Source organism: Citrobacter sp. wls615, assembly GCF_005281355.1.
GTDB classification, from domain to species: Bacteria; Pseudomonadota; Gammaproteobacteria; order Enterobacterales; family Enterobacteriaceae; genus Citrobacter; species Citrobacter werkmanii.
The window spans coordinates 1-19,202 of record NZ_SZXM01000019.1 but is presented as its reverse complement, the minus strand read 5'-3'; the positions used below and the strand labels follow the sequence as shown (position 1 = coordinate 19,202).

Below are 19,202 nucleotides of genomic sequence, written 5' to 3'. Positions count from 1 at the left end.
TTACCGGTTGACATTTTTTCAGACATTATGTGTTACAGAGACTCATCGTCTCTTTTTTGCTAAACCTATAGCAATGCTCTCTTCCGTCAAGGATTTTGCCCGTGAAGTTTATGTTTAATGCAACAGGATTGCCCCTACAAGATTTAATGATCGGTGCATCTGTCTACTTCCCTCCCATTTTCAAGGCGTTTGTCGCAGGGTTTATTCTCTGGTTGGTTGTTCATCGCCTGCTGCGCGACTGGATTTATTCCGGTGAGATCTGGCATCCCCTGTTGATGGATCTGTCTCTCTTTACGCTTAGCGTAGGTCTGGCCTTTGTTATGCTGATTGTGTGGTGATTATGTCGCTCAAAACCATTAAATACTTCTCAACCATTATAGTCGCTGCAATCGCAGTTTTTGCCGGATGGTGGATGTGGAATTACTATATGCAGTCGCCCTGGACACGTGATGGCAAAGTGCGTGCAGAGCAGGTCAGCATCACACCACAGGTTTCGGGCAGCATTAATGAACTCAATATAAAAGATAACCAGTTCGTGAATAAAGATGATGTCCTGTTTACTATCGACAAGACGCCGTTTCACATTGCTGAACTGAATGCGCAAGCACAGCTGGCGAAAGCGCAATCCGATCTGGCAAAAGCGAATAATGAAGCCAATCGTCGTCGTCATTTATCGCAAAATTATATCTCAGCCGAAGATCTGGATACCGCCAACCTCAACGTAAAAGCGATGCAGGCAAGCGTTGAAGCAGCCGAGGCCAGTTTGCGCCAGGCGCAATGGCAATTGTCGCAAACGGTCGTCAAAGCGCCCGTAGCGGGCTGGGTCACCAACCTTTCAACCCGCACCGGCGACTACGCCTCAACCGGTAAGCCGCTGTTTGCTCTTGTCGACAGCCACTCTTTTTATGTGATGGGGTATTTTGAAGAAACTAAGTTGCGTCACATACGCGAAGGCGCACCGGCGTTTATTACGCTCTACAGCGGCAACGTTAAGTTACAGGGTCACGTCTCCAGTATCGGTCGCGCGATTTATGACCAAAGTGTAGAAAGCGATTCCGGCCTGATTCCTGACATCAAGCCAAACGTGCCGTGGGTACGTCTGGCACAGCGTGTCCCTGTGCGCATCGAATTTGACGCTTTGCCGCAGGATGTCACGCTGGTCTCTGGTACCACCTGTAGCGTCTATATCGGCCAGCGTAAATGAAAATGCCCCACCTGACGCCAGGCAATTGGCCATGGTTTAAAGCCACGTCGGCACAGTGGCGTTATGCGCTGCGTAACACCATTGCGATGTGTCTGGCGTTAACCTTCGCCTATTATCTGAATCTGGACGAACCCTATTGGGCGATGACTTCCGCGGCGGTGGTGAGTTTCCCAACCGTCGGCGGGGTCATCAGCAAAAGCCTGGGTCGTGTTGCCGGTAGTTTACTTGGCGCGACAGCCGCGCTGATTATTGCCGGCCATACCCTCAATGAACCGTGGCTTTTTCTGCTGAGCATGTCAGTCTGGATCGGCTTTTGTACCTGGGCCTGCGCGCATTTTACTAATAACGTCGCCTACGCCTTTCAACTGGCGGGTTACACGGCGGCGATCATTGCGTTTCCCATGGTCAATACCGTCGAGATCACGCAGTTATGGGATATCGCGCAGGCCCGCGTATGCGAGGTCATTGTGGGTATCTTGTGCGGGGGTATGATGATGATGATCCTACCCAGCACCTCCGATGGCACCACGTTGCTTACGGCACTGAAAAACATGCATACGCGTTTGCTCGAGCATGCCAGCTTGCTCTGGCAACCGGAGACAACGGATGCCATCCGCACGGCACATGAAGGTGTTATCGGTCAGATTCTGACCATGAACCTGTTGCGTATACAGGCGTTCTGGAGTCACTACCGCTTTCGCCGCCAAAATGCCTTACTCAATTCGCTGTTACATCAGCAGCTACGTATGACCAGCGTGATTTCCAGCCTGCGCAGAATGCTGCTGAACTGGCCTAATCCTCCGGCCAATACCCGCGATATCATTGAACAATTACTTGGCGCGCTGGTCAAATCCAATACCGACAGCTATACCGTCGCGCGTATTATCGCCCCACTGCGGCCCGTCGATGCCCGCGATTATCGACACGTCGCCTTCTGGCAACGGCTGCGCTATTTTTGCCGCCTCTACTTATGTAGCAGCCATTACCTGCATTTGCTGGAAAATGGCGTTACCGCCGAACGTATCAATGTTGCTCGTACGCCAGGGCTTGCCCGCCATACCGATAATGCGGAAGCTATCTGGAGCGGGTTACGCACGTTCTGCACTTTGATGCTTATCGGCGCATGGAGCATTGGCGCACAATGGGAATCAGGATCTGGCGCACTCACGCTCGCGGCCATCAGCAGCGTGTTGTATTCCGCCGTTGCCACGCCCTTCAAATCACTTTCCTTGTTAATGCGCACGTTGGTTCTGCTGTCGCTATTTAGCTTTGTGGTCAAGTTTGGTTTGATGGTACAAATTACCGACCTCTGGCAGTTCATCCTGTTTCTCTTCCCGCTCCTCGCCACCATGCAGCTGTTAAAGCTACAAATGCCTGCGCTGGCGGGGCTTTGGGGGCAGCTTATCGTGTTTATGGGATCGTTCATCGCGGTAACGAATCCCCCGGTATACGACTTTGCTGATTTTCTGAATGACAATTTGGCGAAAATCACCGGCGTGGCATTGTCATGGCTGGCATTCGCTATTCTACGCCCCGGATCGGATGCGCGGAAAAGCCGCCGTCATATACGCGCCCTGCGTCGGGATTTTGTCGATCAGCTCAGCCGACATCCTGCACTCAGTGAGAATGAATTTGAGTCGTTGACCTATCATCACGTCAGCCAGCTGAGTAACAGTCAGGATGCGCTGGCGAGGCGTTGGTTATTACGTTGGGGGGTTGTCTTGCTGAACTGCTCGCATGTGGTGTGGCAACTGCGTACCTGGGAGGCGCGCTCAGATCCGCTGGCTCGCGTCAGGGATGTGTGTATCTCGTTGCTACGCGACGTGATGAGTGAGCGCGGCGTCCAACAACGACCGTTGAATGCCACGCTAAGCGAGCTACAGCGTATCTGCGATACGCTCGCCCACCATCATCAACCTGCAGCACAAGAGCTGTCGGCCCTCGTCTGGCGGCTGCACTGCTCGCTGTCACAGCTTGAACAGGCGCCACCACCGGGTACGCTAAGCAGCTGACTATTTGATAACGCCGCAAGCGTAGCGCGCTCCGCCACCGCCAAGCGGTTTCGGTTGATCGGACATATTATCGCCGCCCACGTGAATCATCAGCGCCTTACCTTTTACCTCATCCAGGGATTTAAGCCGCGGCGCTACGACCGGTGTTGTGGCGTTACCGTCGTTATTCACCACCAGCAGCGGCAGGTCACCCATGTGACCTGCACCTTCCGGGCCTTCATGTTTACCCGTTTGGTGAGGATCGTAATGTCCTCCCGCTGATTCCGCCGCTGAAGCCTTCCCGTCTTTAATCGCCGGTTGGCAACTGCCGTTGGCATGCACATGGAAACCATGTTCACCCGGCGGCAACGCTTTTAAATCGGGGGTAAATTCCAGCCCTTTCCCGGTTTCAGTAATTGAGACAGTACCAATCGCCTGGCCGACGCCTTGCGACGTCACCAGATTCATCGTTACTTTTTCTTCACTGGCAGCCTGCGCACCTGCACAGGCCAGTAAGGTAATAATGGCTAAACTCAAACGCTTCATAAGACCTCCGTCTAAAAGGTGTCTGATTGGTAAGTGTAAACCAGTGACACAAATTTGAACGGTGAAGCGCCAAAAACGCGATTAAGGTACGTCGTAACCCAGCGCGGCTTTACGGATGCGGAACCATTGTTGGCGAGACATGCTCAGCGCTTCGGACTCAATGGCGGCACGAACACGCTCGATTTTACCCGAACCAATAATCGGCAGCGGTTGCGAAGGCAGACGTAAGATCCAGGCGTACACTACCTGCTCAATGGACTGCGCGTTCAACTCTTCTGCGATCGTGGCCAGTTCATTGCGCAGCGGCTGGAAGGCATCATCATTAAACAAACGACCGCCTCCGAGGCAGGACCAGGCCATCGGACGGATACGCAGCTGTTGCAGTTGATCTAAAGTACCATCCAGCAGGAGTGGCTGATGTACCGGTGAAATTTCAACCTGGTTGGTCGCCAGAGTGAACGGCAGACGCGATTGCAACAGCGAAAACTGCGCGGGGGTGAAGTTAGAGACGCCAAAGTGACGCACTTTGCCGCTATGGTGCAATTTTTTAAATGCGTCGGCCACATCGTCTGCATCCATCAGAGGATCTGGACGATGGATCAGCAGCAAATCAATATGATCGGTCGCCAACAGCTTTAGCGATTGTTCCGCGCTGGCAATAATATGGGCGCTGTCGGTAATATAGTGCCCAAGCGCATTTTCCGTGCGCGCCGTCGTGGCGATCCCGCATTTGGTGACAATCTGCATTTTCTCACGCAAATGCGGAGCCAGTTTCATCGCCTCGCCAAACGCTGCTTCACACTGGTATCCGCCGTAAATATCGGCGTGATCGACGGTGGTAACGCCAAGGTCAAGATGCTCTTCAATAAAGCTGACTAACTGACGCGTGGACATATTCCAGTCCATCAGGCGCCAGTAACCCATCACAAAGCGAGAAAATTCCGGGCCTTGCGGCGCAATAGTAATACGCTGAACCATAGCAGCTTCCTTATAGATGAATGTGCATCGAGTATACGCAATTACGCTTTTAAAAGAGTGAAGGTTGTTGCGGTTCTTCCGGTGGGTTGGGTTTATTTGCACGTAATTTACGCATCAGGCGCTGGCGACAAAGACGCAGCACGTCCTGCTTTTCGGCATCGCTCATTTTTTGCCAGTTAAAACGCTCATCCCGGCTACGAAAACAGCCACGGCAAAAGCCGCGCTCGTCAGACTGACATATACCACGGCATGGGCTCTGGACGGGGAAAAATTCCAGCTGTTCTGCCACATCCCCTCCTTTAGTAAGATTGATATATCTATTGAAGACGTTAACTGAATTTCTCGCAAGCGCTATTGCATTAGACCGACTGGTCTATTATGCTTCTTTCATGAACAAAATTACTGAACACGATACACGCGAACATCTTCTGGCGACTGGCGAGCTGCTGTGCATGCAGCGCGGCTTCACCGGCATGGGCTTGAGTGAGCTACTAAAAACCGCTGAAGTGCCTAAGGGTTCGTTTTATCACTATTTTCGCTCAAAAGAAGCGTTCGGTGTCGCGATGCTGGAACGCCACTATGCGGCTTATCATCTGCGACTGGCTACGCATTTTGATACGGGGGCGGGAAACTACCGCGACAGGATCCTGGCCTACTATCAGGAAACCCTGAATCAGTTTAGCCAGCACGGCATTATTAGCGGCTGTTTAACCGTAAAACTGTCTGCCGAAGTGTGCGATCTGTCAGAAGATATGCGTACAGCGATGGATAAAGGCGCACGGCACATCATTGCGCTGTTGGCGCAGGCGCTGGAGAAAGGTCAGGCCAATCATTGCCTGTCTTTCGTTGGCGAGCCATTACAGCAGGCACAGGTTCTGTATGCGCTGTGGCTGGGCGCCAATCTACAGGCCAAGATTTCTCGTAGCGCCACACCGCTGGAAAATGCGCTGGCGCACGTTAAAACCATCATTACGACGCCTGCCGTTTAACAGGCGTTTTTATTTCTTTTATTACTAGACGACCGGTCTATTCAGGAGTACCACATGTCATCTGAAAAACTGTTTTCCCCACTGAAAGTGGGTGCCATTACGGCGGCAAACCGCGTCTTTATGGCGCCATTGACGCGTCTGCGCAGCATTGAGCCTGGCGACATCCCTACTCCGCTGATGGCCGAGTATTATCGTCAACGCGCCAGCGCGGGACTCATCATCAGTGAAGCGACGCAGATTTCCGCCCAGGCGAAAGGTTATGCCGGAGCGCCGGGGCTACACAGCGAAGCGCAGATTGCCGCATGGAAGAAAATCACTGCAGCCGTCCATGCTGAGCAAGGTCATATTGCTGTCCAGCTGTGGCACACCGGGCGCATCTCCCACGCCAGTCTGCAGCCAAACGGCCAGGCCCCTGTAGCACCTTCCGCGATTAGCGCCGGTACTCGCACATCACTGCGCGATGAAAACGGTCTGGCGACGCGTGCCGATACTTCTATGCCGCGTGCACTCGAAACGGAAGAAATTCCGGGTATTGTTAATGATTTCCGTCAGGCAATTGCTAACGCGCGTGAAGCGGGTTTCGACATGGTAGAACTGCACTCCGCCCATGGCTACCTGCTGCACCAGTTCCTGTCGCCAACCTCTAACCAGCGTACCGATCAATACGGCGGTAGCGTCGAGAATCGTGCGCGTCTGGTACTGGAAGTTGTCGATGCCGGTATTAAAGAATGGGGTGCCGATCGCATTGGTATTCGCGTCTCTCCGATTGGCTCTTTCCAGAACGTCGACAACGGTCCGAATGAAGAAGCCGACGCACTGTATCTGATCGAGCAATTGGGTAAGCGTGGCATCGCTTATCTGCATATGTCTGAGCCAGACTGGGCCGGTGGTGAGCCGTATTCCGACGCGTTCCGCGAGAAAGTGCGTGCACGTTTCCACGGTCCGATCATTGGCGCGGGCGCTTACACGCCTGAAAAAGCCGAAACGCTGATCGAGAAAGGTCTGATCGACGCCGTTGCTTTTGGTCGCGCTTATATCGCAAACCCGGATCTGGTGGCACGTCTGCAACATAAAGCGGAACTGAACCCACAGCGTGCCGAAAGTTTCTACGGCGGCGGCGCGGAAGGTTACACCGATTACCCGACCCTCTAACGTCACAATCTCCGTTCTGCCATTGATAGCGGCGTAACAACGCCGCTATACTAAAACAACATTTTGAATGTATTAGCCATTTTCGAAGGGGAAAAAGATGCGTTTACTTCATACCATGCTGCGCGTGGGTGACCTGCAGCGTTCCATCGAGTTTTATACCAACGTGCTGGGCATGAAACTGCTGCGTACCAGCGAAAACCCTGAATACAAGTACTCTCTGGCCTTTGTTGGCTACGGTCCTGAAACCAGTGAAGCGGTGATCGAGCTGACCTATAACTGGGGCGTTGAAAAATATGAGCTGGGCACCGCCTACGGTCATATTGCCCTGAGCGTAGACAACGCGGCTGAAGCCTGTGAACGTATTCGTCAGAACGGTGGTAACGTGACGCGTGAAGCTGGCCCGGTAAAAGGTGGCACTACGGTGATTGCGTTTGTTGAAGATCCTGACGGCTACAAAATTGAACTGATTGAAGAGAAAGACGCCGGGCGCGGCCTGGGCGACTAACCTCCCCTCGGGCGCAGATCGTCTGTGCCCGTAGTTTTATACTCATCATTTTGCCATAATACGCGCTGCAATTTTCCCGTATTAAGAGACCCAGATGTCCGATAACGCTCAACTTTCCGGTCTGTGTGACCGTTTTCGTGGTTTTTACCCTGTCGTCATTGATGTCGAAACCGCAGGGTTTAATGCCAAAACCGATGCGCTGCTTGAGATCGCAGCCATCACATTGAAAATGGATGAACAAGGCTGGCTGATGCCGGACACGACGTTACATTTCCACGTAGAGCCGTTTGAAGGGGCAAATTTGCAGCCTGAAGCGCTCGCCTTTAACGGTATTGACCCTAACAATCCTTTACGTGGCGCGGTCAGCGAATACGACGCTCTGCATGCCATCTTTAAAATGGTACGTAAAGGCATTAAAGACAGCGGCTGCAATCGGGCAATTATGGTGGCGCATAACGCCACATTCGACCACAGTTTTATGATGGCCGCTGCAGAACGCGCCTCACTGAAACGTAACCCGTTTCACCCGTTCGTTACCTTTGATACTGCGGCATTAAGCGGTCTGTCGCTGGGGCAAACTGTGTTATCAAAAGCATGCCTGGCGGCAGGAATGGAATTTGATGGCACTCAGGCGCACTCGGCGCTGTATGACACCGAACGTACGGCCGTGCTGTTTTGTGAAATCGTTAACCGCTGGAAACGCCTCGGCGGCTGGCCTCTCCCCGTACCGGAAGACGCATAACGGACCGATAAAAAAAGCGACCCTCACAGGTCGCTTTTTTACTTCAGCTGATATTACTCAGCGTCCGGCTCTTCGGTTTTATACTTCGCCGCTGTTTCTTTAATCAGCTGCTGCAACTCACCGCGCTGGTACATTTCAATGAGAATGTCACAGCCGCCAACCAGCTCACCATCAACCCACAGCTGCGGGAAGGTCGGCCAGTTTGCGTATTTCGGCAGCTCGGCACGAATATCCGGGTTCTGCAGAATATCAACATAAGCAAAGCGTTCACCACAGGCGGACAGCGCCTGTACGGCCTGAGCGGAGAAACCGCAGCTTGGCAGTTTAGGAGAACCCTTCATGTACAGGAGAATTGGGTTTTCAGCGATCTGGCGCTGGATTTTTTCGATAGTGGTGCTCATTATCTTGCTTCCTTAAACTTCTTTTACGGCAGTAGTCTGACATTGTAGCGGGTCAGGCAGGCAACGGAAAATAACATTTTCATTACGCGTTATTATTTTATCGTTTGCCGTTAAAAGTTGCATTCATAATCTTACTTACCCACTCAAAGTGTACGGCCTTGATTATTTGTTCACCAATCATACGTTGAGTTGCTGTTTTTTTTTGCGGTCGGTAACGAAACGCAGGGTTAAACAAAAAAAGCTATTAACTTTCCCCGTTTCGATAGATTAGAATCATCAAGTTTTGAAAATCACACGCAGGTATGATAGACCTGCCTTACCAGAGGACTGCTCAGTGGCGCGGATAAACCGAATCTCGATCACGCTCTGTGCTTTACTTTTTACTACACTGCCTTTTACGCCTATGGCGCATGCTTCCAAGCAGGCCAGGACGACACCTACCAGTTCCCACACCGTCAAGACGGTAGATAAAAAGAAAAGCGCAACAACCAGCCAAAAAACAGCAAAGACCAACAAGAAATCGGCGACAAAGACCACCAGCAAAACCAGTAGCAAAACAGCCTCCTCTTCTAAAAAACGCACAGCCACTCCGGCAAAATCGACAAAAACTGCCAACCGTCGCAGTAAAACTGCCGCAGCACAAACCGCTGCCGTTACCTGGACTGAAAAATGTACGCCGCGCAAAGGTCATAAACCGCGCTGCGTGAAGGTGAAAACCGCCGCACCGACCACGCTTGCTGAGGCACATAAAGTCAAAGTGCAGAAAGCGACTAAAACCGCGATGTCCACCCTGATGAACCAAATCGGCAAACCTTACCGTTGGGGCGGATCTTCGCCAAGAACCGGCTTTGATTGCAGCGGTCTGGTCTATTACGCCTATAAAGATCTGGTTAAATTCCGCATTCCGCGTACGGCGAATGAAATGTACCACCTGCGCGACGCCGCGCCGATTGAACGTGGCGAGCTGAAAAACGGTGATTTGGTCTTCTTCCGCACGCAAGGTCGCGGCACAGCCGATCACGTTGGTGTTTACGTTGGTAACGGTAAATTTATTCAGTCACCACGCAGCGGTCAGGAAATTCAAATCACTTCTCTGAGCGAAGATTACTGGCAGCGCCACTATGTGGGCGCTCGCCGGGTAATGACACCGAAAACAATTCGCTAAAAACTTACCCTACAGAACATGCTGTAGGGTAAGTTCTTCTTTTGCATAACCTTTCAATTTGCTACCCTATCCTTACTCACAATGAGGCTATTGTGTGTACTCAATATAAATAATAAGGAGAGAAGCAATGTCGTTTGAATTACCTGCATTACCGTATGCCAAAGATGCTCTGGCACCGCACATTTCTGCCGAAACGCTGGAATACCACTATGGCAAACACCATCAAACCTACGTGACCAATCTGAACAACCTGATCAAAGGCACGGCGTTTGAAGGTAAATCACTGGAAGAGATCGTGCGTAGCTCTGAAGGCGGTGTATTCAATAATGCTGCACAGGTATGGAACCACACGTTCTACTGGAACTGCCTGGCGCCGAACGCAGGTGGCGAACCGACCGGTAAACTGGCCGATGCAATTGCCGCCTCCTTTGGCAGCTTTGCGGATTTCAAAGCGCAATTCACCGATGCCGCGATCAAAAACTTCGGTTCTGGCTGGACCTGGCTGGTTAAAGGAACGGATGGCAAACTGGCTATCGTTTCCACTTCCAACGCTGGTACTCCGCTGACGACCGACGCGACGCCGCTGATGACCGTTGACGTATGGGAACACGCCTACTACATCGATTATCGCAATGCCCGTCCTGGCTACCTGGAACACTTCTGGGCGCTGGTGAACTGGGAATTTGTTGCGAAGAACTTCGCAGCATAAAATGATAACGCAGAAGGGATCCCCTTCTGCGTTTTAGTGTTAGCTGGAGGCCGTGCAGAGTTCTTCAGGTTGTCTTCTTGCCGAGATAAAGACCAGCAATAACGCAAGCCCCGCCACAATCGCTCCCATCACCGGCACAAAACTGTAGCCCAGGCCACCGGAAATCACCGCCCCACCGGCTGCCGCACCTAACGCATTCCCCAGGTTAAACGCGCCAATGTTGACTGACGATGATAACCCTGGCGCTTCGCTGGCAACGCGCATCACCCGCATCTGCAACGGCGGAACCACCGCAAACGTCGCCGCGCCCCAGACTACCATACTGACCGCCGCCCCCAGTTCATTACGCGCCAGGAAGGGAATAGCCAGCATAATAACCATCAACAACAGCAAAAAGCCTTTAAGCGTACCGTTGACAGAACGATCCGCCAGTTTGCCGCCAAGATAGTTACCGATCGAGAAACCGACGCCAATTAATACCAGCATTCCGGTCACAAACGCCGGTGTGGCATGGGTAATGCTGTGCAGCACTGGCGAAATGTAAGTATAAAGCGTGAACATCGCGCCGGCGCCCAGCACGGTGGTCAGCAGAGCCGACAGCACCTGTGGGCGCATAAGTACCGCCAGTTCGCTGCGGACATCGGGGCGCGCTCCTGCCCCACCTTTTGGTAATGAGAAAAACAGGCTGACCATAGCGATGACGCCCAGACCCGCCGTCGCCATAAACGACATCCGCCAGCCGATAGTTTCACCAAGCCACGTCGCCGCGGGAACGCCGCCAATATTGGCAATCGTTAACCCCATGAACATGGTTGCCACGGCGCTGGCCTGCTTATGTTTAGGTACCACGCTTGCGGCGACCACAGAGCCGAGACCAAAAAATGCCCCGTGGTTAAGACTGGTCAAAATACGCGACAGCATCAGCGTGGTGTAATCCGGTGAAATAGCTGAAAGCACGTTGCCCAGCGTAAAAATCGCCATCAGGAATATCAACGCATTACGTCGCGCGCGATGGGACAGCAGCAGGGTCATCAGCGGAGCCCCCACCATAACGCCAACCGCATACGCGCTGATCAGCATCCCAGCCGCGGGAATCGAGACATCCACCCCTTTGGCAATCACGGGCAATAATCCCATTGGCGAAAATTCGGTGGTGCCAATGCCAAACGCGCCGATCGCCAGCGCCAGTAAGGGATAATTGATTTTCATATATCGACTCCGTAACGTCGAGCCATGGCGCGACATAAAATAAGAGTCAAAAGCATGACATTGATCGCAAAATTAATAAAGTTAACAAAATTGCAAAAGACTTTTGCTTATTCGCAAACAATAGAGGGGAAACAGATGCGGAGAGGATGAGGGAGAGCTAACTCCCTCGGGGAAATCAATGCAGCGCTGCGGTCAGGCCACCCGCGACGATCAAACCCAGAACAATAATGGTAGTCACTAACGAAAATTTCAGATCGGTGCTCATCAAGTTTTCTCCTTTTTATTCCCACACAAAAAGTGATATTGCGCATTTTTACACACTTGAAAGCAAAAATCTCTCACGATTTATATTGATAACTGCTTTTAACTCTTCCCCTTTTCGTTAAGATCAGACAAAATTCCACGCTTACTTGATTAGCGTACCGGCCATTGACCCCTTCCTGACGTTCCGTGTCGTTTTCCCGGCGTGCCGCAACCCCTACGTTGCGTTAAGGGTGTGTGAAGGCAAACGTTTACCTGGAGTATTCTCAGGAGCTTAGGATATGGTCTGGAGTGAGATGTAATGGCAACAATTAAAGATGTAGCGAAGCGAGCAAACGTTTCCACTACAACCGTATCACACGTAATTAACAAGACGCGCTTTGTCGCGGAAGAAACGCGTAATGCGGTTTGGGCTGCGATCAAAGAGCTGCACTATTCTCCAAGCGCAGTAGCGCGCAGCCTGAAGGTGAATCACACCAAGTCTATCGGCTTGCTGGCGACCAGCAGTGAAGCGGCCTATTTCGCCGAAATTATCGAAGCCGTTGAGAAAAACTGTTTCCAGAAAGGCTATACCCTGATTCTGGGTAACGCATGGAACAGTCTTGAAAAACAGCAGGCCTATCTGTCGATGATGGCGCAAAAGCGCGTTGATGGTCTGCTGGTGATGTGTTCTGAGTATCCGGAATCTCTGCTTTCGATGCTCGAAGAGTATCGCCATATTCCGATGGTTGTGATGGACTGGGGCGAAGCTAAAGCTGATTTTACCGATACGGTCATTGATAACGCTTTCGAGGGCGGTTACATGGCGGGTCGGTATCTGATAGAACGCGGCCATCGCGAAATTGGCGCGATCCCGGGCCCTATGGAGCGGAACACCGGGGCTGGTCGTCTGGCTGGCTTTATGAAAGCGATGGAAGAAGCGCTGATTAAGGTTCCCGAAAACTGGATTGTACAGGGCGATTTTGAACCTGAATCCGGTTATCGCGCCATGCAGCAAATTCTTTCACAGTCGCATCGTCCGACCGCCGTCTTCTGCGGTGGCGATATCATGGCGATGGGCGCGCTTTGCGCTGCTGACGAGATGGGACTGCGCGTACCACAGGATGTCTCGCTCATCGGTTATGATAACGTGCGCAACGCCCGCTTCTTCACGCCGGCACTGACGACCATTCATCAGCCTAAGGACTCACTGGGTGAAACGGCCTTCAACATGCTGTTAGACCGTATCGTGAATAAACGCGAAGAGTCGCAGTCGATCGAGGTTCATCCGCGTCTGGTAGAGCGCCGCTCCGTTGCTGACGGTCCATTCCGCGATTATCGTCGTTAAGCCTGTTGTGCGGGGGCCTCATCTGGCTCCCGCAGCCATTCTTTATTCAGCGTTTCGCTATCCCCCAAATAATCCAGCAACCAACTCAGTGCTGGCGAGGTATCGTTCTGTTGCCATGTCAGACAACACGCGGCATCAGGAAAGGGATTCTCCAACTGCAGCGAGACCCATTTACCGCTATCAATCCACGGCTTGGCAAAATGTGTTGGTACCATGCCCACACACAATCCCGCAGATAAACAGGTCGCGGAAGATTCCCAGTCAGGAACCACAACGCGCTTTTGGTTATCCAGTAACCAGGTAATACGCTTCGGCAATGTACGTGAGGTATCTTCGCGCACCAGCGACGGCCAGTTGCGCAACGTATCATCGCTTAGCGGCCCCGACATTGACGCCAGCGGATGATGGCTGGCCACCACGCAGCTCCAGCTCAGCATGCCCATGTCGCGGAAGGTATAGCGCCCCCCTACCGGGATGGCCTGTGTGGCGCCAATAGCCAGCTCTACACGCCCATCGGAAAGCGCATCCCAGACGCCATTAAACACTTCCTGAAAAACCAGCAGTTCCACATCGTCAAAGTGGCGATAGAAATCTACAATCATCTGTCGGGTACGTTCGGGACGGACAATGTTATCTACCGCGATTGCCAGTTGTCCTCGCCAGCCGTTGGCGATTTGTTGACATTGCTGACGAGTGATCTGCATTTTTTTGATAACAGAGCGCCCTTCTTTTAAAAACCACGCACCAGCAGGCGTTAATTCCACATCGCGATGGCGTCGCTCAAAAAGCGGTACAGCCAGCCACTCCTCCAGTTGGCGCACGGTGTAGCTTACCGCCGAAGGTACGCGGTGCAGCTCCTGCGCGGCTGAACTAAAACTGCCGTTACGCGCAACCGCATCAACCACTTCAAGTGAATATTCCGACCACATATTCTGCCTGCAAAAAATTTGAAATCAGTAAGCAAATATTAGCGTTTCACAGCGAGAATTACACTCACTACACTCAGCGGCATTGTTCTACTGCTAAAAAAAGAGAAATGATGATGCAACCTGGGAAAGGTTTTTTAGTCTGGTTGGCGGGTCTTAGCGTGCTTGGCTTTCTGGCGACGGATATGTATCTGCCCGCCTTTGCCACGATTCAGTCCGATCTGCAAACACCTGCCTCTGCCGTCAGCGCCAGCCTAAGTTTGTTTTTAGCGGGTTTCGCCGTCGCGCAACTTCTGTGGGGACCGCTCTCAGACCACTATGGCCGTAAACCGATTTTACTGCTGGGTTTATCTATCTTTGCGCTGGGTAGTCTGGGTATGCTGTGGGTTGAAAACGCCACAGGCTTGTTGGTATTGCGCTTTATTCAGGCTGTTGGCGTCTGTGCCGCGTCGGTTATCTGGCAGGCGCTGGTCACCGACTACTACCCATCACAAAAAGTAAACCGCATCTTTGCCACCATTATGCCGCTGGTCGGGTTATCTCCGGCTCTCGCGCCGTTATTAGGTAGCTGGATTCTGGTCCATTTCTCCTGGCAGGCCATTTTCGCGACCTTGTTTGCTATTACACTGATTCTGATGCTTCCGGCCCTGCGTTTAAAACCAACGGTTAAAGCACGCGACGACAGCCAGGATAAACTGACTTTCGCCACACTGTTGCGCTCGAAAGCATACCGTGGAAACGTACTCATTTATGCCGCCTGTTCCGCAAGCTTTTTCGCATGGCTGACAGGGTCGCCGTTCATTCTTAGCGAAATGGGCTACAGCCCGGCAGTGATTGGCCTGAGCTATGTTCCACAAACTATCGCTTTCTTAATTGGTGGTTACGGCTGCCGTGCGGCGCTGCAAAAATGGCAAGGCCGCCAGCTGCTGCCATGGTTACTGATACTTTATGCCATTAGCGTTGTAGCCACCTGGGCTACCGGCTTTATTCATCATGTTGCCCTGGCTGAAATTCTGATCCCATTCTGCGTAATGGCGATCGCGAACGGCGCAATCTACCCTATCGTCGTCGCACAGGCGTTACGTCCTTTCCCACAGGCCACAGGACGCGCAGCTGCATTGCAAAATACGCTGCAACTGGGTTTATGCTTCCTGGCAAGCCTTGTGGTGTCATGGTTGATCGCCACCCCGCTGCTCACCACCACCAGCGTGATGCTGACTACTGTGCTGCTGGCAGGCATGGGTTACAAAATGCAATCGCAGAGCGATAACGCCTCACAAACAGAGGACCGGGGGCAAATTGCCCATAGTGAGTCTCACTAATAATTGTCGCGGGCACATAGTTAGCCCGCTAACAATTTTCTATTGAATCGTCAAAAAATCAGGCTTATACTGATTTCCAGTTGTTACAAAAACGATAATTTTTAGGTATTAACGGGGACAAGAACGTTCCCGTTTTTCCACGGATGGCCTTTTCGGTAAGGGGTTCTCCCTTCCTCTGTTCTACGTCGGATTAAAGATTCGCGGATTAATTCCGTGAGATTTCTCACAAAGCCCAAAAAAGCGTCTACGCTGTTTTAAGGTTCTGATCACCGACCAGTGATGGAGAAGCTATGAGTTCATCGTGTATAGAAGACGTCAGCGTACCGGATGATGACTGGTACCGCATCACCAATGAATTATTGAGCCGTGCAGGTATTACCATTAATGGTTCGGCAGCGGCGGATATTCGCGTCAAAAACCCCGATTTTTTCAAACGCGTACTGCAGGAAGGATCGTTGGGTTTGGGTGAGAGTTATATGGACGGCTGGTGGGAGTGCGATCGGCTGGACATATTTTTCACCAAAGTGTTGCGCGCCGGGCTTGAAAATCAACTCCCCCGCCACTTCAAAGATACCTTACGTATCGCCACGGCACGGCTGTTCAATTTACAGACCAAAAAACGCGCATGGGTTGTCGGCAAAGAACATTACGATCTGGGCAACGACCTGTTTACCCGCATGCTTGATCCCTACATGCAGTATTCCTGCGCCTACTGGAAAGATGCCGATACCCTGGAATCTGCCCAACAGGCGAAGTTAAAAATGATTGCCGAAAAATTGCAGTTGAAGCCGGGTATGCGAGTGCTTGATATTGGTTGTGGCTGGGGTGGCTTGTCCTATTTTATGGCATCGCAATACGGTGTGAGCGTGGTAGGTGTGACCATCTCCGCAGAACAGCAGAAAATGGCGCAAGCGCGTTGCGCGGGACTGGATGTCACCATTTTGCTGCAAGATTACCGCGACCTGAACGATAAATTTGATCGTATTGTCTCCGTCGGCATGTTTGAGCATGTTGGTCCGAAAAACTACAAAACCTATTTCGACGTTGTCGATCATAATTTAAAACCGGACGGTCTCTTTTTGCTGCACAGCATCGGTTCGAATAAAACCGACAATAATGTTGATCCGTGGATTAATAAATACATCTTCCCGAACGGCTGTTTACCGTCAATTCGCCAGATTGCCAACGCCAGCGAGCCGCATTTTGTGATGGAAGACTGGCATAATTTTGGCGCAGATTACGACACCACACTGATGGCATGGCACGAGCGCTTCATGCGTTCCTGGCCTGAAATCGCCGATAACTATACCGAGCGTTTTAAACGGATGTTCAGCTATTACCTGAACGCCTGCGCCGGTGCGTTTCGTGCTCGCGATATCCAGCTTTGGCAGGTGGTTTTCTCCCGCGGTGTTGAGCACGGCCTGCGCGTCCCCCGCTAATGTCTACCGTCTACCGCCCCCGTGCTGACGGGGGCGTTTTGTTTCTGACCGGATTCAGACCTCGCCCGCTACGTTACTGATGGCGCTTTCGCGCGCAGCCAGTACACGTTCAACGGTATCAACAACCGCCTGCGTTTGCGGATCGATTTCGATATTAACCCGCGCACCCAGCTTTTTCTTACCCAGCGTCGTACGCTCCAACGTTTCCGGGATCAAATGCACGCAAAAGCGCGTTGGCGTGACTTCGCCGACCGTCAGGCTGATGCCGTCAATGCCGATAAATCCCTTGTACAGGATATATTTCATCAGCGATGGGTCCTGAACTTTAAACCATACCTGCCGGTTATTTTCCGAAGTCAAAATTTTAGACACCTCGGCGGTGGTCATAATATGGCCCGACATTAAATGCCCGCCAATCTCATCGCTGAATTTTGCCGCACGCTCAACGTTAACCATATCCCCGACCTTCAGGTCGCCCAGGTTGGTGATACGCAGCGTCTCTTTCATCAGATCGAAGCTTATGTGGTTACCGTTGATTTCGGTTACCGTCAGGCAACAGCCATTGTGGGCAACCGATGCGCCGGTCTCCAGCGCATCCAGCATATATTCAGGCAACTCCACGACATGCGTACGAAAATTTGGTTTTTCATCAATGGACACCAATTTTGCGGTGCCCTGCACAATACCCGTAAACATACTTCTCACTCCTGAACTCAATTAAGACATCTCTGCCCAGCACAATAGCAGGTGGAAATTCAGGTTGCCAGCAGTGCGCCACCGCTGCCTGTTTTTTCACTGGAGAATTACGTATTCCTCGCTACAATAGACTGAAATTTCCCCAGCTTTTTCTCCTTGCTGCCATATAAGGCGGCTTTTTTAGTCTCTCAAATAACAACAATATAGTGGTGTACACGTGCAAAAGTATGTAAGTGAAGCGCGTCAGTTATTAGCTCTGGCAATTCCGGTGATTCTTGCGCAAATCGCTCAAACCGCAATGGGATTCGTCGATACCGTCATGGCGGGCGGATACAGCGCGACGGATATGGCGGCCGTTGCCATTGGTACGTCCATCTGGCTGCCGGCTATTCTGTTTGGTCACGGACTCCTGCTGGCGTTGACGCCGGTCATTGCCCAACTCAATGGTTCTGGCCGCCGCGATCGTATCGCCCATCAGGTACGCCAGGGATTCTGGCTGGCTGGTAGCGTCTCCGTTTTGATTATGGTCGTGCTGTGGAATGCGGGATACATTATCCGCTCCATGCACAACATCGACCCGGCGCTGGCCGATAAAGCCGTCGGTTATCTGCGCGCATTGCTATGGGGTGCGCCGGGGTATTTATTTTTCCAGGTAGCCCGTAACCAGTGCGAAGGGCTGGCCAAGACTAAACCGGCAATGGTGATGGGGTTTATCGGCCTGCTGGTGAACATTCCGGTTAACTATGTTTTCATCTATGGACATTTAGGTATGCCGGAACTTGGCGGCGTGGGCTGTGGCGTGGCCACGGCAGCGGTTTACTGGGTAATGTTTGCCGCCATGCTGTCTTACGTCAAACACGCGCGTTCAATGCGTGATATCCGTAATGAGCGAGGCTTCCAGAAGCCAGACACTGCGGTGATGAAGCGTCTCGTGCAGCTGGGTTTACCCATCGCGCTGGCGTTATTTTTCGAAGTGACGCTGTTTGCTGTGGTTGCGCTGCTGGTTTCCCCGCTGGGGATCGTCGATGTGGCCGGGCACCAAATCGCGCTGAACTTTAGTTCGTTAATGTTCGTTCTGCCGATGTCGCTGGCGGCCGCTGTCACTATTCGTGTCGGTTATCGTTTGGGTCAGGGTTCCACGCTGGAGGCGCAAACGGCGGCCCGAACCGGTCTGGGCGTTGGTGTCTGCATGGCGGTTGTGACGGCGGTTTTCACCGTGACCTTCCGTGAGCACATTGCCCTGCTCTACAACGATAACCCGGAAGTGGTCGCTCTGGCGGCGCAGCTCATGTTACTGGCCGCGGTGTATCAAATATCGGACTCTATCCAGGTTATTGGCAGCGGTGTTCTGCGCGGTTACAAAGACACGCGCTCTATCTTCTTTATCACCTTTACAGCCTACTGGGTGCTGGGTCTGCCAAGCGGCTATATTCTGGCGCTCACCGATCTGGTGGTCGACAGGATGGGACCTGCGGGTTTCTGGATGGGCTTTATTATCGGTCTGACCTCTGCGGCCGTCTTAATGATGCTGCGGATGCGTTATCTGCAACGCCAGCCGTCAGCCGTCATTTTGCAACGCGCGGCACGATAACCGCACAATAGCCGCCGTCTGGCTAACACCGTTCACTTAAGATGTTTTG

At 52.2% G+C, this 19,202-nt stretch carries 20 protein-coding genes and 1 pseudogene; 13 read left to right on the top strand and 8 right to left on the bottom strand.

The window, feature by feature from the left end:
• Nucleotides 1–101 precede the first annotated feature (101 nt).
• The 3 genes and pseudogenes from FDX04_RS05365 (at nt 102) to FDX04_RS05355 (ending at nt 3,241) form a co-directional block, all read left to right on the top strand.
• Entirely contained in the window at nt 102–338 is a 237-nt protein-coding gene (locus FDX04_RS05365) for a DUF1656 domain-containing protein (RefSeq protein ID WP_038640388.1), read from the top strand.
• Nucleotides 339–340: 2 nt separating this feature from the next.
• Complete coding sequence (locus FDX04_RS05360; protein ID WP_137370546.1) at nt 341–1,204, top strand: HlyD family secretion protein; 864 nt, start codon at nt 341–343, stop codon at nt 1,202–1,204.
• A pseudogene (locus FDX04_RS05355) lies at nt 1,201–3,241 on the top strand (FUSC family protein). Before FDX04_RS05360 ends, FDX04_RS05355 begins: the two are co-directional and overlap by 4 nt.
• On the opposite strand, the gene sodC reads toward FDX04_RS05355, so the two are convergent.
• From sodC to FDX04_RS05340, 3 genes are all read right to left on the bottom strand, one after another.
• Nucleotides 3,217–3,741 (bottom strand): superoxide dismutase [Cu-Zn] SodC, encoded by a 525-nt coding sequence (gene sodC / locus FDX04_RS05350; RefSeq protein WP_038640384.1) that lies wholly within the window; start codon nt 3,739–3,741, stop codon nt 3,217–3,219. The pseudogene FDX04_RS05355 and the gene sodC overlap by 25 nt on opposite strands.
• Before the next feature lie 81 nt (nt 3,742–3,822).
• Entirely contained in the window at nt 3,823–4,719 is an 897-nt protein-coding gene (locus tag FDX04_RS05345) for an aldo/keto reductase family oxidoreductase (RefSeq protein WP_137370544.1), read from the bottom strand.
• 49 nt (nt 4,720–4,768) lie between these two features.
• On the bottom strand, nt 4,769–5,008 hold the full coding sequence (locus tag FDX04_RS05340; protein ID WP_038640381.1) for a DUF1289 domain-containing protein: 240 nt from the start codon (nt 5,006–5,008) through the stop codon (nt 4,769–4,771).
• Nucleotides 5,009–5,108: 100 nt separating this feature from the next.
• Between FDX04_RS05340 and FDX04_RS05335 the strand changes: the two genes are divergently transcribed.
• The 4 genes from FDX04_RS05335 (at nt 5,109) to rnt (ending at nt 8,107) form a co-directional block, all read left to right on the top strand.
• A complete protein-coding gene (locus tag FDX04_RS05335) occupies nt 5,109–5,708 on the top strand; it encodes a TetR/AcrR family transcriptional regulator (protein WP_137370543.1) in 600 nt (199 codons plus the stop codon).
• A gap of 54 nt (nt 5,709–5,762) precedes the next feature.
• Nucleotides 5,763–6,860 carry an alkene reductase gene (locus FDX04_RS05330; RefSeq protein ID WP_042308647.1) on the top strand — a complete coding sequence of 366 codons (1,098 nt, stop codon included), beginning with the start codon at nt 5,763–5,765 and terminating at the stop codon, nt 6,858–6,860.
• 97 nt (nt 6,861–6,957) lie between these two features.
• The gene (gene gloA, locus FDX04_RS05325) at nt 6,958–7,365 is read left to right on the top strand and encodes a lactoylglutathione lyase (protein ID WP_042308649.1); all 408 of its coding nucleotides are present in this window, start codon (nt 6,958–6,960) and stop codon (nt 7,363–7,365) included.
• A gap of 94 nt (nt 7,366–7,459) precedes the next feature.
• Nucleotides 7,460–8,107 (top strand): ribonuclease T, encoded by a 648-nt coding sequence (gene rnt, locus FDX04_RS05320; RefSeq protein WP_038640374.1) that lies wholly within the window; start codon nt 7,460–7,462, stop codon nt 8,105–8,107.
• A gap of 53 nt (nt 8,108–8,160) precedes the next feature.
• Here rnt and grxD read toward each other — a convergent pair whose 3' ends face one another.
• Nucleotides 8,161–8,508 (bottom strand): monothiol glutaredoxin 4, encoded by a 348-nt coding sequence (gene grxD / locus FDX04_RS05315; RefSeq protein ID WP_003832760.1) that lies wholly within the window; start codon nt 8,506–8,508, stop codon nt 8,161–8,163.
• A 334-nt stretch (nt 8,509–8,842) separates the two neighbouring features.
• Here grxD and FDX04_RS05310 point away from each other — a divergent pair, with 334 nt between their 5' ends.
• Nucleotides 8,843–9,673 carry a C40 family peptidase gene (locus tag FDX04_RS05310; protein WP_137360090.1) on the top strand — a complete coding sequence of 277 codons (831 nt, stop codon included), beginning with the start codon at nt 8,843–8,845 and terminating at the stop codon, nt 9,671–9,673.
• Between the two features lie 127 nt (nt 9,674–9,800).
• Nucleotides 9,801–10,382 carry a superoxide dismutase [Fe] gene (gene sodB, locus FDX04_RS05305; RefSeq protein WP_003029205.1) on the top strand — a complete coding sequence of 194 codons (582 nt, stop codon included), beginning with the start codon at nt 9,801–9,803 and terminating at the stop codon, nt 10,380–10,382.
• Between the two features lie 39 nt (nt 10,383–10,421).
• Here the strand turns inward: sodB and FDX04_RS05300 are convergent, their stop codons facing one another.
• Together FDX04_RS05300 and cydH are read right to left on the bottom strand one after the other, a co-directional pair.
• A complete protein-coding gene (locus FDX04_RS05300; RefSeq protein ID WP_137360089.1) occupies nt 10,422–11,591 on the bottom strand; it encodes an MFS transporter in 1,170 nt (389 codons plus the stop codon).
• 175 nt (nt 11,592–11,766) lie between these two features.
• Nucleotides 11,767–11,856 (bottom strand): cytochrome bd-I accessory subunit CydH, encoded by a 90-nt coding sequence (cydH, locus tag FDX04_RS05295; protein WP_003029209.1) that lies wholly within the window; start codon nt 11,854–11,856, stop codon nt 11,767–11,769.
• Between the two features lie 297 nt (nt 11,857–12,153).
• Between cydH and purR the strand changes: the two genes are divergently transcribed.
• On the top strand, nt 12,154–13,179 hold the full coding sequence (gene purR, locus FDX04_RS05290) for an HTH-type transcriptional repressor PurR (protein ID WP_038640368.1): 1,026 nt from the start codon (nt 12,154–12,156) through the stop codon (nt 13,177–13,179).
• On the opposite strand, the gene punR is transcribed toward purR, so the two are convergent.
• Nucleotides 13,176–14,108 (bottom strand): DNA-binding transcriptional activator PunR, encoded by a 933-nt coding sequence (gene punR, locus FDX04_RS05285; RefSeq protein ID WP_038640367.1) that lies wholly within the window; start codon nt 14,106–14,108, stop codon nt 13,176–13,178. The two genes, purR and punR, sit on opposite strands and share 4 nt — an antisense overlap.
• 113 nt (nt 14,109–14,221) lie before the next feature.
• Here punR and punC point away from each other — a divergent pair, with 113 nt between their 5' ends.
• Together punC and cfa are read left to right on the top strand one after the other, a co-directional pair.
• Entirely contained in the window at nt 14,222–15,427 is a 1,206-nt protein-coding gene (gene punC, locus FDX04_RS05280; RefSeq protein WP_137360106.1) for a purine nucleoside transporter PunC, read from the top strand.
• Between the two features lie 290 nt (nt 15,428–15,717).
• Nucleotides 15,718–16,866, top strand: coding sequence for a cyclopropane fatty acyl phospholipid synthase (gene cfa / locus FDX04_RS05275; RefSeq protein WP_137360087.1), 1,149 nt, complete (start codon nt 15,718–15,720; stop codon nt 16,864–16,866).
• Between the two features lie 54 nt (nt 16,867–16,920).
• Here cfa and FDX04_RS05270 read toward each other — a convergent pair whose 3' ends face one another.
• On the bottom strand, nt 16,921–17,562 hold the full coding sequence (locus FDX04_RS05270) for a riboflavin synthase (protein ID WP_042308659.1): 642 nt from the start codon (nt 17,560–17,562) through the stop codon (nt 16,921–16,923).
• Nucleotides 17,563–17,779: 217 nt separating this feature from the next.
• On the opposite strand from FDX04_RS05270, the gene mdtK reads away from it, so the two are divergent.
• Nucleotides 17,780–19,153 carry a multidrug efflux MATE transporter MdtK gene (gene mdtK / locus FDX04_RS05265; RefSeq protein ID WP_042308660.1) on the top strand — a complete coding sequence of 458 codons (1,374 nt, stop codon included), beginning with the start codon at nt 17,780–17,782 and terminating at the stop codon, nt 19,151–19,153.
• Nucleotides 19,154–19,202: the final 49 nt, after the last annotated feature.

Bases quoted from the DNA above. Each gene is read 5' to 3' on its own strand.
- FDX04_RS05360 (WP_137370546.1), top strand. From the start codon at position 341: ATGTCGCTCAAAACCATTAAATACTTCTCAACCATTATAGTCGCTGCA.
- sodC (WP_038640384.1), bottom strand. From the start codon at position 3,741: ATGAAGCGTTTGAGTTTAGCCATTATTACCTTACTGGCCTGTGCAGGT.
- FDX04_RS05345 (WP_137370544.1), bottom strand. From the start codon at position 4,719: ATGGTTCAGCGTATTACTATTGCGCCGCAAGGCCCGGAATTTTCTCGC.
- FDX04_RS05335 (WP_137370543.1), top strand. From the start codon at position 5,109: ATGAACAAAATTACTGAACACGATACACGCGAACATCTTCTGGCGACT.
- FDX04_RS05330 (WP_042308647.1), top strand. From the start codon at position 5,763: ATGTCATCTGAAAAACTGTTTTCCCCACTGAAAGTGGGTGCCATTACG.
- gloA (WP_042308649.1), top strand. From the start codon at position 6,958: ATGCGTTTACTTCATACCATGCTGCGCGTGGGTGACCTGCAGCGTTCC.
- rnt (WP_038640374.1), top strand. From the start codon at position 7,460: ATGTCCGATAACGCTCAACTTTCCGGTCTGTGTGACCGTTTTCGTGGT.
- grxD (WP_003832760.1), bottom strand. From the start codon at position 8,508: ATGAGCACCACTATCGAAAAAATCCAGCGCCAGATCGCTGAAAACCCA.
- sodB (WP_003029205.1), top strand. From the start codon at position 9,801: ATGTCGTTTGAATTACCTGCATTACCGTATGCCAAAGATGCTCTGGCA.
- FDX04_RS05300 (WP_137360089.1), bottom strand. From the start codon at position 11,591: ATGAAAATCAATTATCCCTTACTGGCGCTGGCGATCGGCGCGTTTGGC.
- cydH (WP_003029209.1), bottom strand. From the start codon at position 11,856: ATGAGCACCGATCTGAAATTTTCGTTAGTGACTACCATTATTGTTCTG.
- purR (WP_038640368.1), top strand. From the start codon at position 12,154: ATGGCAACAATTAAAGATGTAGCGAAGCGAGCAAACGTTTCCACTACA.
- punR (WP_038640367.1), bottom strand. From the start codon at position 14,108: ATGTGGTCGGAATATTCACTTGAAGTGGTTGATGCGGTTGCGCGTAAC.
- punC (WP_137360106.1), top strand. From the start codon at position 14,222: ATGCAACCTGGGAAAGGTTTTTTAGTCTGGTTGGCGGGTCTTAGCGTG.
- cfa (WP_137360087.1), top strand. From the start codon at position 15,718: ATGAGTTCATCGTGTATAGAAGACGTCAGCGTACCGGATGATGACTGG.
- FDX04_RS05270 (WP_042308659.1), bottom strand. From the start codon at position 17,562: ATGTTTACGGGTATTGTGCAGGGCACCGCAAAATTGGTGTCCATTGAT.